Here is an 11,894-nt window from a genome sequence, read left to right on the forward strand (position 1 = left end):
GCTTCGGGGTGGTACTGGCGCGTGATGACGCTCAGTTCCTCGCTGGCGAGGCCTTCCGCGGTGTCGTCGTTGACGTTGACCTGCGTCACGTCGAGTTGGTCGCCGGGGTCGGCGACGGTGTAGCCGTGGTTCTGGGTCGTCATGACGACTTTTCCGCTCCGGAGGTCGCGGACCGGCTGGTTGACGCCGCGGTGGCCGAAGGCCATCTTCTCGGTGGTGCCGCCGAGCGCGCTGGCGACGATCTGCTGGCCGAGGCAGATACCCGCCAGCGGGACCTCGCCGGCGAACTCCTCGACGAGGTCACGCGTCGCGGTGTAGTTCTCGGGGTCGCCGGGGCCGTTCGAGATGAAAAGCACGTCGGGGTCGAGCGCGGACACGTCCTCGGCGGCCGCGTCGTAGGGGAGCACGTGGACCGTCGCGCCGCGGTCGACGAGGGAGTCCACGATGGAGCCCTTCGCGCCGCAGTCGACGAGCGCGACGGTGGTGTCGCCGTCGCCCTCGAACGTCGTCAGTTCGGTCGTGGTGACCTGCGCGCCGATGTCGACGTGCTCGCTCATGCCCTTACACTGCGCGAGTTCCTCCTTCGCGTCCTCCGGGGTCACGTCCTCGCCGACGGCGATGCCGACCTTCATCGCGCCCTCCTCGCGGATGGACGTGACGAGGTCGCGCGTGTCGAGGTGGTCGACCGCCGGGACGCCCTCGTCGGCGAGCCACTCGACGACTTCCTCGGTGAACTCGCGTGCGACGGCCGCCCGAGGGTGGACCCGGTCGGACTCGAATCGCTCGGCTCGGACGCCGTAGTTCCCGATGAGGGGGTACGAGAAGGTGAGGACTTGCTCTTCGTACGAAGGGTCGGTCAGACTCTCTTCGTATCCCGTATATGCGGTTGTGAACACCAGTTCACCGCGTGTGCGCCCCGGAACACGGCCGCGCGCTTCGACCACGCGTCCGTCTTCCAGCGCCAGATAGGCGTCCGACATTACGAGAAACGAACGGAACACGGGTGCATAAGTGTTGCTTTCGAAGTCGAGTTGCGAAATTCGTAATCGGTAAGTCGCTGGGGGGGACACGTGGAGTATGGACGAGCTTGATCGACGCATCCTCGATATCCTTCGACGGGACGCTCGGACCCCCAACACGGAGATCGCCGCCGAGGTCGGGACCTCCGAGGGGACCGTCAGAAACCGCGTCGAGCGGTTGGTCGAGGAGGGCGTCATCGAGCGCTTTACCATCTCGACCCGCACGGGGAACCTGAAGGCGATGATAGAGGTGACCGTCGCGGTCGACGTCGACACCAACGACGTCTCCGAGCTGATGGCCGACTGGAAGGACGTGGACTTCGTCTGGCAGGTCTCCGGCGAGGAGGACATCGTCCTCGTCGTCGACGCCGCGGACACCCGCGCCGTCAACGAACTCATCACCCGCGCCCGCGAGCACGACGACGTCAAGAGCACCAAGACCCGCCTGATTCTCGACGAGCGCCTCGGCTGACGGCGCGCCACCGACCCGCGGCACCCGGTTCGCATCGAAGCTTAGTTGACCCCCGACTCCGACGGAAGGCACATGAGCAACGCAGCGGCCGACGAGGCTACTGAACTCCACGAGAACGCAGCGCAGGACGTCATCGCCGTCGACGCCGACGACAACGCGGAGGGGACGGTCAACCGACTCGACGCGCACACGGGCGACGGCATCCGCCACCGCGCCTTCACCTGCCTCGTGTTCAACGAGGAGGGCCAGATACTCCTCGCCCAGCGCGCGCCCAACAAGCGCCTGTGGGACACCTCGTGGGACGGCACCGTCGCCTCCCACCCCGTCGAGGGCCAGACCCAAGAGGAAGCCACCGAAGAGCGCCTCGAAGAGGAACTCGGCATCACGCCCGACCAGTACTCCGACCTCCGCGTCACGGACAAGTTCGAGTACAAGCGCTACTACGAGAGCGCCGGCCTCGAATGGGAGGTCTGTGCCGTCCTGAAGGTCACGCTCGAAGACACCTCCCTCGACCCCGACGAAGACGAGATTGCGGGCATGCTCTGGGCGGACTACGAGCACCTCCACGACCACCCCGAGTGGTACCGCCAACTGCGCCTCTGCCCGTGGTTCGAAATCGCCATGCGCCGTGACTTCGAGTAGGCTCACCCTCGCAGACGACGCGCGGGATTCGATTCTCTCGCACGCCCGCGAGGGAGCCGCCCGCGACCCGCCCGCGGAGGTCTGCGGCGTCCTCGCCGGCGACAGCGACGCGCGCGCCGTCACCGCGACCCACCCCGTTTCGAACGTCGCCGACGAGCCGCGAGTCGCCTACGAACTCGACCCCGCAGAGACGGTTTCGATTATCGAAGCGGTCGAATCGGCCGGCGGCGACGCGGTCGGGTTCTACCACTCGCATCCCGAGTCCGACCCCGTGCCGAGCGCGACCGACCGGGAACAGGCGTCGTGGCCGGGTCACGTCTATCTCATCTGCTCGCCCGACGGGCGACTGTCCGCCCACGAGTGGACCGGCGACGAGTTCCGCGAGCTCGCCGTCGCGGTCGAGTAGTTTACCACCGCCGACCCGGAACCGTCGGCGCGCTTCGGTGAGAATATCCTTTCTCAGTTCGCAGACCCGTCCATGGAACCCGACCGCTACGACGACCTCGACGGACAGGTCGCGCTCGTCACCGGCGCGAACCGAGGCATCGGCCGTCAGATAGCCGAGAACCTCCGCGACCGCGGCGCGACGGTGTACGCGGGCTCCCGAAGCGTCACGAACGAGACGCCCGAGGGAACCGAGCGCGTCCTCCTCGACGTGACCCAAGAGGGCGACATCGAGGAGGTCGTCGACGGCGTCTTCGCCGACCAGAGCCGACTCGACATCCTCGTCAACAACGCCGGCATCGCCGAGGATGGTGACGATATCGTCGCCGAACCGACCGACCGAATCGACCGCACGCTCGGCGTCAACCTCCGCGGGCCGATGCTCCTGTGCAAGCACGCCGTTCCGCTCCTCCTCCAGTCCGACGGCGGCCGCGTCGTCAACGTCTCCTCGGGCATGGGCGCGCTCGGCGAGGAGCAGTCCGGCGGGTCGCCCGCGTATCGAATCTCGAAGACCGGCCTCAACGGCCTCACCGCCTATCTCGACGGCCAGTACGGAAACGACGGCCTCATCGCCAACTCGGTGTGTCCCGGCTGGGTCCGCACCGACATGGGCGGCGAGGAGGCCAACCGGCCGGTCGAGAAAGGCGCGGAGACGCCGACGTGGCTCGCCACGTTCAAGCCCGGCGCGCCCGCGGGGAAGTTCTGGCGCGACAAGGAAGTCATCGACTGGTAAGCGACCGACGATTTCACCGGGTCATCACGTCACGCCGCCGCTCCGTTTCTCGAACGCCTCGTACTCGCCACTGTCCAGAATCTCGCGGAAGTGCTCGACCGCCCGGTACACGTCCTCGAAGCCGACGTAGGCCGGCGCGGGAGCCATGCGGACGACGTTCGGCCGGCGGAAGTCAACGACGACGCCCCGCTCCTTGAGCGCGAGGCTGACGCGGTCGGCCTCGGGGTGTTCGACCGCGACGTGGCCGCCGCGGGCCGCGGGGTCTCGCGGGGTGCCGACCTCGCACTCCGGCAGTCTGTCGTCCACGAGGTCGATGAGGAAGTCCGTGAGCGCCAGCGACTTCTCGCGGAGGGCGGCCACGCCGCCGGCGTCCTCGACGATATCGAGCGCGCCGTCGAGGGGGGCCGCCGACAGCACCGGAACCGTCCCGGACTGGAACGCGCCGGCGGACTGCGCCGGTTCGTAGGTCATCGCCATGTCGAACTGCGTCTCCTTGTCGTTGCCCCACCAGCCGGCGAGCGCGGGCGTGACGCCGAAGTGGCGCTCGTTGACGTAGAGGCCGGCGACAGAACCGGGACCGGCGTTGAGGTACTTGTAGTGACACCAGACGGCGAAGTCCACGCCGACCTCGGAGAGTCGGTGCGGGACCGCGCCGACCGAGTGCGCGAGGTCGAAGCCGGCCAGCGCGCCGGCCTCGTGAGCCGCCTCGGTGATGGTCTCGACGTCGAACAGTTGGCCGCTCCGATAGAGGACCGACGGGAGAAACACCATGCCCACGTCGTCGTCGATGGCGGCGAGCACGTCCTCGGTCTCGATGGTCCGCCCGTCGCGGCTCTCGACCACGCGAAGCGCCTCGTCGGGGTCGCGGCCGGCCGCCCGGAGTTGCGCGCGAATCGCGTAGTGGTCCGTCGGGAAGTCGAGGTCGTCGACGACGATTTGCTCGCCGCGGGCGGGGTCGTAGAACGTCCCGACGAGCGCGTGGATGTTGACCGTCGTGGAGTTGGCGACGACGACCTCCTCGGGCGTCGCGCCGACGAGGGGCGCGAGTCGGTCGCCCAGTCGCTCGCCGTAGCTGAACCACTCGGGGTCGGCGTCGGTCCACCCGCGGATGGCGAGGTCGCGCCACTCGTCGACGACGCGGTCGAGCGCGGCTTCCGCGTCGACCGAGAGCGGGCCGAGCGAGTTGCCGTCGAGGTACAGTTCGCCCTCGGGAACGAAAAAGCGGTCGCGGAGGTCCGAAAGCGGGTCCGCGGCGTCAAGCTCGCGGGCGGCGTCGACGGTGAAGTCGTCGAGGTCGCCGAGGTCGCCGAGGTCGCCGAGGTCGTCAGGGTCGTCGGAGTCGGCGGGATTGCCGGAGTCGTCGGGGTCGGTCATACCCGTCTCGAAGTGTCGGCGCGACAAGTAGGTACGCGGCCCGCGCTGGAAACCGAGTGGCGGGTCCGCTTATTCGGTGTCGGCCGCCGACGACTCGGCCTCGCGAGCGAGTCGTTCGTAGGCGGCCCACGAGGGGTCCACGTCGGGGTGTTCGATGCGCTCGCCGTCGACGACGACGCCCTCGCCCGCGACGACGGTGCCGGCGACGCCGACGGGGGTGCCGCGGGCGTCGAGCGCGGCGACCACGTCGTCCGTGACCGAGGGGTCCGTGGCGACGACGAGCGACCCCGCGGTGGTCGAGCGCCACGGGTCGATGCCGAGGAAGTCGCAGGTCTCGCGGACGCCGGGCCGGAGCGGGACGCTCGACTCGTCGATTTCGAGTTGGACGCCCGCGCTCTCGGCGATTTCGTTGAGCGCGCCGTGGACGCCGCACTCGGTGGCGTCGTGCATGGCGTGGACGCCGCGGCCGCCGGCGGCCGAGACGGTCATCGCGTCGCGGACGGCGTCGGTCTCGTCGAGTCGGGCCTGCGCGGCGGCGAGCACGTCGGCGTCGAGGTCGGAAAAGGCGTCCGGGAACAGCGTCGTCAGGAGGCCGGTCGCCTCGACGCCCGGTCCCTTCGTCACGAGCACGTCGTCGCCGGGTTTCGCGCCGTCCGGGCGGACCACGTCGTCGTGGTCGCCGACGGCGAGGGCGGTCGCGCCGCCGACCCACGGGTACGAACAGCCGGCGTACCGGGCGGTGTGGCCGGTGACGATGCTGACGCCGAGGTCGTCGGCCTCGTCGTGCATCGCGCCCCAGAGCTCGGCGAACTGCCCATCGGTCATCTCGGGCGGCAGCGTAAAGGAGACGGCGAGGTGCGAGGGGTCCAGCCCCGAGACGGCGATGTCCGAGAGGACGATGTCGATGGCGAAGCGGCCCGCGCGCTCGAAGCCGAGCGCGGGGAGCACGGAGACGGGGTCGGTCGCGATGGCGACGGCGGTGCCGTCGACGTCGAGGAGGCCGAAGTCGACGCCGTGGGTCGGGCCGAGCGCCACGTCGTCGCGGGCCGCGCCCAGCCGCGGGTAGATGTACTCGTCGAAGAACTCGCGGTCGACCTTTCCGAGGTCGGTCATACGCGACCTCGGAGGGCCGCGAGTAAGAACGTACTCATCCGCCGCCGGCGGGGTCGGAGGCGGCCCCGGGCCCGGGACCGGAGAATCCCGGGTTCGGTCTCGGTCTCGGTCTCGGTCTCGGCGCGGGTCGCGCTCGACCGACTCGCCGACGCGGCCGCTCGCCGGTCGAAAGGCGGGACGGTCCCCCGTCCCTGCTCATGAAGAGACGCGGAGACGGTTCGAAGGGGCATGGAAAGTCCCACCACCGGACTGCTCCCGCGTCGATTCAACGTGAACGCCGGACCTACAAGAACCTCGCTAAGTTCCCTCGATGGACCTATATATCTCCAACGAGGCGTCAGCAAATACTGCCGCATCGGGGAAATCGCCCCCGTCGCTCAGACCGGTCGGTGGCCCGCTTCGTCGGGGGTGTTGTTCGGCGTTCGCCACGCGTCGTCGAGGTGTTCGACGACCGATCGGGCGACGGCGACCGGCTCCTCGTGGTGGACCCAGTGGGTCGCCTCGTCGAACGTCTTGAGGTGGCCGTCCTCGCAGAACGCGAGGCTCTCGCGCGCCATTTTCGGCCGGAGGAACCTGTCTTTGCTCCCCCAGACGACGAGCGTCGGCGGTTCGACCGTCTCGGCGCGGGGGCGCGGGCGCTCGCGGACGACCGCGCGATACCAGTCCACCATCGACCCGTAGGCACCCGGCACCGACCACGCGGCGCGGTAGCGGTCGAGGTCGGTCGCCGAGAACGTGCCGGGGAGCGCGGAGCCGGTCATCGCCCGCTCCAAGACGGCCCAGTCGCCGACGGGCGCGACGAGCTCGGGGAGCTTCGGGAGTTGGAAGAACAGGACGTACCAGCTCCGGAGCTGTTGGGCCGGGTCGCGGCGGAGGTGGCGGGCGAACACCGCGGGATGCGGGAGGTTCATCGCGGTGAGCGAGCGCACCCGGTCCGGGTGGTGGAGCGCGGTCCACCACGCCACCGCGCCGCCCCAGTCGTGACCGACGACGTGGGCCTTCTCGTAGCCGAGCGCGTCCGCGACGCCGACGACGTCGCCGGCGAGTTCGTCGATGCTGTACCACTCGACGCCCGAGGGGCGGTCGCTCAGGTTGTAGCCGCGCTGGTCGAGCGCGACGACCCGGTAGCCCGCCTCGGAAAGCGGGCGGAGGTAGTCCGCCCACGCGTACCAACACTCCGGGAAGCCGTGGAGGAGCACGGCGAGGTCGCCGTCTTCCGGTCCGGCTTCGACCGCGTGGAGCGTGACCTCGCCCACTTCGATACGACGGCTCGCCGCCTCGACGGGGAGTTCCACGTCGTCCCACGATAGCCCCGATTGCTTCGCCATACCCCTCGCTACGGCGGCGAGAGACAAATGTGCCGCGGCGGCGCGCGGCCGTCGTCTGCGAGAAACGCGTCGGTTCCGCGGGGTGGGATGGGTCGGTGCCGGGCGAGGCTCGACCGGCGGCGGGCTACCCGAACAGGCGCTTTCTGATGCTCCGCGTGCGGCTCTGTTCGGCCATGAGCACCGAACACTCCACGTCTTCGACGACGTCCATGACGACGGTGCCGCGGACCAGCCGCGAGAGGAGGCCGCGTTCCGTCGCGCCGATGACGAGGAGCGAGGCGTCGGTCGCGTGGGACTCGATGGCCGCCTCGACGTCGCCGGTCTCGACGGTGAGCGTGGCGTCGCCGAGGCCGCGCTCGTCGGCCCACTCCTGCAGGAAGCGCTCGCCCTCCGCCTCGTCGTCGGCGACGTGGAGGAGTTCGACCTCCGCGTCGCAGAACTCCCGGAGGACCGAGGCGATGGACGCCGAGAGGTCGGAGTCCGGGCCGCCGGCGGTCGGGACGAGCACGTGCGAGGGGTCGAAGCCGCGGTCTTTCAGCACCAACACGTCGTAGGGGAGCGAGTGGGTCATCTCCTCGAACGCGCTCTCGGCGCGGCCGGGCGACCCGTGGCTGTCGGGGCCCCAGCCCATGACGACGAGGTCGGCGTTGTAGGTCTCCGCCGCGTCGAACACCTCCTCGAACGACCGATGCGAGAGGACGGTGTGCGTCTCGATGTCCACGTCGAGTTCGTCGGCGTCGGCGCGGGCCTGTTCGAGCAGGCGGTCGGCCTCGGCGAAGTCGTACTCCTCGCGGGCCGATTCGAGGGCCGTCTGGTCCGGCACTTTCACGATGTGAACGCCGACGAGCGTCCCGTCGTTGGCCTTGGCGACCGAGCCGGCGAGCGACACGAGGTCGCGCTCGCTTTCGGGGTTCGCGAGCGGGACCATGACGCGGTAGCCGCCGTCGGGTTGGACCGACGTGGCGGCCGAGACCGCGGCGTCGGGGAGCTGTTCCGACTGCTGAAGCAGGTACTTCCCGAGGATGCCCTGCTTCGTCGCCCTGGTGCGGGCGTAGGCCGCGTACCACAGCATGGCGAACACGACGAAGCCGACCGCGAGGAGGATGATGGTGTCGGCGAAGAAGGCGATGAGAGCGAACGACGTTATCGCCCCGAGAATGGGAGTAAACGGGTACAGCGGGACTCGGAAGTCCGGCTGGTAGTCCTCGGGGTCGGACACGCGCATCACGACGAGCGCGACGTTGAGCAGTCCGTAGATGATGAGGTGGAGGACGCTCCCGGCGTTCGCGAGGGTGCTGACGTCGGCCAGCAGGATGAACAGGAGGATGAACCCGCCGGTGATCGCGATAGAGCGGTACGGCGTGCCGAACCGGGGGTGAATCTCGTTGAGTTCCGCGGAGACGATGCGGTCGCGCCCCATGGCGAAGTTGATGCGCGAGGAGGCGAGAATCGAGGCGTTCGCGGACGAGGCCGTCGCGAGGAGGCCGCCGAACAGCATCGCACCCGCGCCGACCGGACCGATGAGGAGCCGGGCGACGTCGACGACGGCGGTCTCGTTGCCGGCGACGAGGCTGTTGTCGACCGCGGCCAGCACGGTCAGGAGGACGAGCGCGTACACCAGGGTCACGATGACGACGCTACCGAGGACGGCCCGCGGGAGGTTCTTGCCGGGGTTCTTGATCTCCTCTGCGACGGAGGTTATCTGCACGAAGCCGAGGTACGAGACGAAGATGAGACCCGTCACGGGCAGGAGCGGCGACACGCCCTTGTCCGGCGGGACGAACGGGCGGAGTTTGGCGAGGTCCGCGTTCAGGAGTCCGAACACCGTGAACACGGCGAGGATGGCCAGTAGAATGAGCACGATGGCGTTCTGTAGCTTGCCCGTCTCCTTCGCGCCGACGTAGTTGATGAACACGAAGAGGAGGCCGCCCGCGAGAGCGACGAGCTTCACGGCGGAGACCGTGACACCGCCGAGGACGAGGCTCGGGATGGGGAGGAACGTCACCACGTACTGACCGAAGCCGGTCATGTAGAACGCGGAGGCGAACGCGAGCCCCATCCAGTTGCCCCAGCCGGCGACGCTCCCGAACAGCGGGCCGAGCGCGTGGTTGATGTAGTAGTACGCGCCGCCGGACTTCGGCATCGCGGTGCCGAGTTCGCTGGCCGACGCGGCGGTCAAGAGCGCGATGACGCCGCCGAGGACGAACGCGGCGGCCGACAGCGGCCCGGCCTGCTGGACCGCGGCGCCGGGAAGCACGAAGATGCCCGCGCCGATCATCGTCCCGATACCGATAGTCAACGCCGCGAGCGGACCGAGGTCTTTTGCGAGTTCCTCGTCGGTCATCTTTCACCCCCGGTGTCGTCCGCGTCGTCGGTGTCGACGTCCGCAGCGTCCGCTGCCGGCAGGACGACCACGGGGCGGTCGCTGTGCCGGACCAGTTGATCGCGGACCGCGCCCGAAAACAGGTCCCACCACGAGCGACCGCCGCGCGGGGTGAAGACGATTGCCGTCGCGTCGGTCTCGGCGGCGGCTTCGAGGATGGCGTCGCCGACATCGGTCGCAAACCGGAGGTCGGTGTGGAGGTCGATGCCGGCGTCGTCCGCGGCGCGGCGGGCGACATCGAACAGTTCGTCGGCGACCTCCTCGCGCTGTTCGACGCCCGCTTTGTCCGGCGCGCCGCCCGCCTTCTCGATGACGTGGACGACGGAGGCCCGACCGCCGGCCGCGGCGATGCGCGGGAACGCGGCGGCGCAGGTGAGTTCGGCGTCGTCCGCGTTCGCGAGCGGGAGCAGGGGACGCGAGAACAGCGGGTCGACGTGCTCAGTCATGTGTCGAGCCCGCGAGCGCGGTGTGACAAAAGCGGTTCCGCCCGGCGGAACGGGATTGTGCCGGGACGACTACACCCGATTCACAACGTGACCGTCGGGAATTCATACGCCGGGGTTGTGCGGCAATCGGTTTAGAAGTTCGCAAACCGGGGTACGGTGTCGGCTGAGTCGACCCCGGGGCGACGGCCCCGCCTCAGACCGCGGTGACCCACGCCCGATACGCCTCGTCGCGGCCGTAGACCGCCTGAAAGACGCGGTCGGCGAAGCCGGCGAGACGGTTGGCGTCCGAGCGGGCGGTGATGCGGACGTTCGTCCCCTCGGCCTCCTCGGGGCTCTCCAGTTTGTCGATACGGAACTCGGGGAACTCCGAGAGGAGCGTCTTGAGGCGGTCGAGTTCCGCCTCTGTCACGTCCATGTTGAACGTCTGGTCGGCGAACTGAATCCACGGGCCGGGGCCCTCGCCGTCGAGGTCGTCGAGGCGCTCGGCCTCGATGGTGAGAAAGGCGCTGCCGCGGTCGCGGTGCGCCGACACGGCGTCGGCGAAGAGCTTCCGGCGCTCGCGGGGCGTGTCGGCCTCGAATCGGGTCATGTGGAACGGTACAGCCGCGCGGTACAAAAGCGGCCCGCGTCAGAACAGCGCGATGACGGCGGCGAGCGCGAGCGCGCTGACGGTGAGCAGTTGCAGTCCGAGGACGCCCAGCGGGGCCGCGCCCGTCCGCCGCATCGCGTCGAGGCGGACGTCGAGACCGAGACCGACGAACGCGAGCGCGAACAGGGCGTCGCTGGCGGTGCCGACGGTGGCGAGCGTCGCCTCCGAGAGCAGGCCGAGGTTGGCGACGGCCGCGACGGCGACGAAGCCGACGAGGAACCGCGGGACGCCGTCGAAGACGGCGCGCAGGCCGGTGGCGGCCTCCTCGGCGCGGCCGGCGTATCGAACCGCGTAGCCGACGGCGACGAAGCCGAGCATCGAGTTGCGCGCGAGTTTGGTCACGGTCGCCCAGCGCCCGGCGACCTCGGAGTGGGCGAAGCCGGCCGCGGTGACGGGGCCGGTGCTGAACATGCTCAGACCGGCCCAGATGCCGAACTGGCGGCCGGACAGCGGGAGCAGGTCGCCGGCGATGGGGAACACCGCGAGCGTGAGCGCGTCGAACAGGAGGACCGCGGCGACGACGTGGGCGAGCGACTCGCCGTCGGCGTCGATGGTGCCGGCGATGGCGGTGGCCGCGGAGACGCCGCAGACGCTCGCGCCCGCCGCGAGGAGCGACCCGGTCTTGTCGGCGAGGCCGAACACGCGCCCGGCGACGGCCTCGACGAGGAGGACTCCCGCGGCGACGGTGACGACGACGAGCGCGACCAACACCGGCCCGGAGGCGACGAGTTCGTCGACGGCGATGCGAGCGCCGAGCAGGACGATGCCCGTTTCGAGGAGGAGTTTCTGCGTGTCGACGCCGGGGCGCGCCCAGTCGGGGACGCCGACCGTGTTGGCGACGGCGGCCCCGAAGAAGACGCCGAGCAGGAGCGCGTTGACGCCGGGGACGAAGCCGGCGACGAGGGTGGCCGCCCCCGCGAGGGCGACGAGGAGGGCGACGCCCGGCGCGAGTCGCGCGAGCCGACTGATGCCGGCGTTCTCGGCGTCCGAGTTCTCCCCGGTGCTCACGGCCCGAGCGCCGCGAGGACGGTCACGACGACGAGTCCGAGGGCGGTCGCGCGCCAGCCGCGTTCGAGTGAACACCACAGTCCGTACGCGCGCTCGACGGCGGTCGCGCCGAGCGCGTCGCGCATGAGAGACGAGTCGCGCATCTGTCGGTGCCACGAGGGCCGCGCCGTTGAACGTGTCGCTTCCGTCTGTGAAAACAGCAATAATATCCGCCAAATCGGCGGTGGTCCGGTCGATCGAGCTGTAAGCCGACGAACAATGAGCAACATTATCCCATTCCTCT

General features: G+C 69.7%; 13 protein-coding genes. 4 read left to right on the forward strand and 9 right to left on the reverse strand.

All coding sequences use genetic code 11. The features are described from left to right. Positions 1-980 (reverse strand): glutamine-hydrolyzing carbamoyl-phosphate synthase small subunit (gene carA, locus FY251_RS20070; protein WP_148416750.1); only part of this gene is annotated, 980 nt, incomplete at its 3' end. 97 nt (positions 981-1,077) lie between these two features. Here carA and FY251_RS20075 point away from each other — a divergent pair. From FY251_RS20075 to FY251_RS20090, 4 genes are all read left to right on the forward strand, one after another. Beyond that, entirely contained in the window at positions 1,078-1,491 is a 414-nt protein-coding gene (locus FY251_RS20075; protein WP_148416751.1) for an Lrp/AsnC family transcriptional regulator, read from the forward strand. A gap of 72 nt (positions 1,492-1,563) precedes the next feature. Then, positions 1,564-2,133: an NUDIX domain-containing protein gene (locus tag FY251_RS20080; protein WP_148416752.1), complete on the forward strand. Its 570-nt coding sequence runs from the start codon at positions 1,564-1,566 to the stop codon at positions 2,131-2,133. Then, positions 2,120-2,539: a desampylase gene (locus tag FY251_RS20085; protein ID WP_148416753.1), complete on the forward strand. Its 420-nt coding sequence runs from the start codon at positions 2,120-2,122 to the stop codon at positions 2,537-2,539. Before FY251_RS20080 ends, FY251_RS20085 begins: the two co-directional genes overlap by 14 nt. A 72-nt stretch (positions 2,540-2,611) precedes the next feature. Continuing rightward, entirely contained in the window at positions 2,612-3,310 is a 699-nt protein-coding gene (locus FY251_RS20090) for an SDR family NAD(P)-dependent oxidoreductase (RefSeq protein WP_148416754.1), read from the forward strand. Between the two features lie 24 nt (positions 3,311-3,334). On the opposite strand, the gene kynU is transcribed toward FY251_RS20090, so the two are convergent. From kynU to FY251_RS22715, 8 genes are all read right to left on the reverse strand, one after another. Further along, entirely contained in the window at positions 3,335-4,684 is a 1,350-nt protein-coding gene (kynU, locus tag FY251_RS20095) for a kynureninase (protein ID WP_148416755.1), read from the reverse strand. A gap of 69 nt (positions 4,685-4,753) precedes the next feature. Further along, positions 4,754-5,797, reverse strand: a complete 1,044-nt coding sequence (locus FY251_RS20100) for an AIR synthase family protein (RefSeq protein ID WP_148416756.1) — start codon at positions 5,795-5,797, stop codon at positions 4,754-4,756. Positions 5,798-6,174: 377 nt separating this feature from the next. After that, complete coding sequence (locus FY251_RS20105; RefSeq protein WP_148416757.1) at positions 6,175-7,125, reverse strand: alpha/beta fold hydrolase; 951 nt, start codon at positions 7,123-7,125, stop codon at positions 6,175-6,177. Between the two features lie 124 nt (positions 7,126-7,249). Further along, on the reverse strand, positions 7,250-9,469 hold the full coding sequence (locus tag FY251_RS20110) for an amino acid permease (RefSeq protein ID WP_148416758.1): 2,220 nt from the start codon (positions 9,467-9,469) through the stop codon (positions 7,250-7,252). Further along, positions 9,466-9,954, reverse strand: a complete 489-nt coding sequence (locus FY251_RS20115) for a universal stress protein (protein WP_148416759.1) — start codon at positions 9,952-9,954, stop codon at positions 9,466-9,468. The genes FY251_RS20110 and FY251_RS20115 overlap by 4 nt, the downstream gene beginning before the upstream one ends. Before the next feature lie 193 nt (positions 9,955-10,147). Beyond that, complete coding sequence (locus tag FY251_RS20120; RefSeq protein ID WP_089781408.1) at positions 10,148-10,543, reverse strand: hypothetical protein; 396 nt, start codon at positions 10,541-10,543, stop codon at positions 10,148-10,150. A 39-nt stretch (positions 10,544-10,582) separates the two neighbouring features. After that, positions 10,583-11,611, reverse strand: a complete 1,029-nt coding sequence (locus tag FY251_RS20125) for a YeiH family protein (protein ID WP_148416760.1) — start codon at positions 11,609-11,611, stop codon at positions 10,583-10,585. After that, a complete protein-coding gene (locus FY251_RS22715; protein WP_187367460.1) occupies positions 11,608-11,754 on the reverse strand; it encodes a hypothetical protein in 147 nt (48 codons plus the stop codon). Before FY251_RS22715 ends, FY251_RS20125 begins: the two co-directional genes overlap by 4 nt. Positions 11,755-11,894: the final 140 nt, after the last annotated feature.

This window comes from Haloferax sp. KTX1 (assembly GCF_902410085.1).
In the GTDB taxonomy this organism is placed as follows: Archaea; Halobacteriota; Halobacteria; order Halobacteriales; family Haloferacaceae; genus Haloferax; species Haloferax massiliensis.

Coding starts and splice junctions, on each gene's coding strand:
- FY251_RS20075 (WP_148416751.1), top strand. CDS start 1,078: ATGGACGAGCTTGATCGACGCATCCTCGATATCCTTCGACGGGACGCT.
- FY251_RS20080 (WP_148416752.1), top strand. CDS start 1,564: ATGAGCAACGCAGCGGCCGACGAGGCTACTGAACTCCACGAGAACGCA.
- FY251_RS20090 (WP_148416754.1), top strand. CDS start 2,612: ATGGAACCCGACCGCTACGACGACCTCGACGGACAGGTCGCGCTCGTC.
- kynU (WP_148416755.1), bottom strand. CDS start 4,684: ATGACCGACCCCGACGACTCCGGCAATCCCGCCGACTCCGACGACCCT.
- FY251_RS20100 (WP_148416756.1), bottom strand. CDS start 5,797: ATGACCGACCTCGGAAAGGTCGACCGCGAGTTCTTCGACGAGTACATC.
- FY251_RS20105 (WP_148416757.1), bottom strand. CDS start 7,125: ATGGCGAAGCAATCGGGGCTATCGTGGGACGACGTGGAACTCCCCGTC.
- FY251_RS20110 (WP_148416758.1), bottom strand. CDS start 9,469: ATGACCGACGAGGAACTCGCAAAAGACCTCGGTCCGCTCGCGGCGTTG.
- FY251_RS20115 (WP_148416759.1), bottom strand. CDS start 9,954: ATGACTGAGCACGTCGACCCGCTGTTCTCGCGTCCCCTGCTCCCGCTC.
- FY251_RS20120 (WP_089781408.1), bottom strand. CDS start 10,543: ATGACCCGATTCGAGGCCGACACGCCCCGCGAGCGCCGGAAGCTCTTC.
- FY251_RS22715 (WP_187367460.1), bottom strand. CDS start 11,754: ATGCGCGACTCGTCTCTCATGCGCGACGCGCTCGGCGCGACCGCCGTC.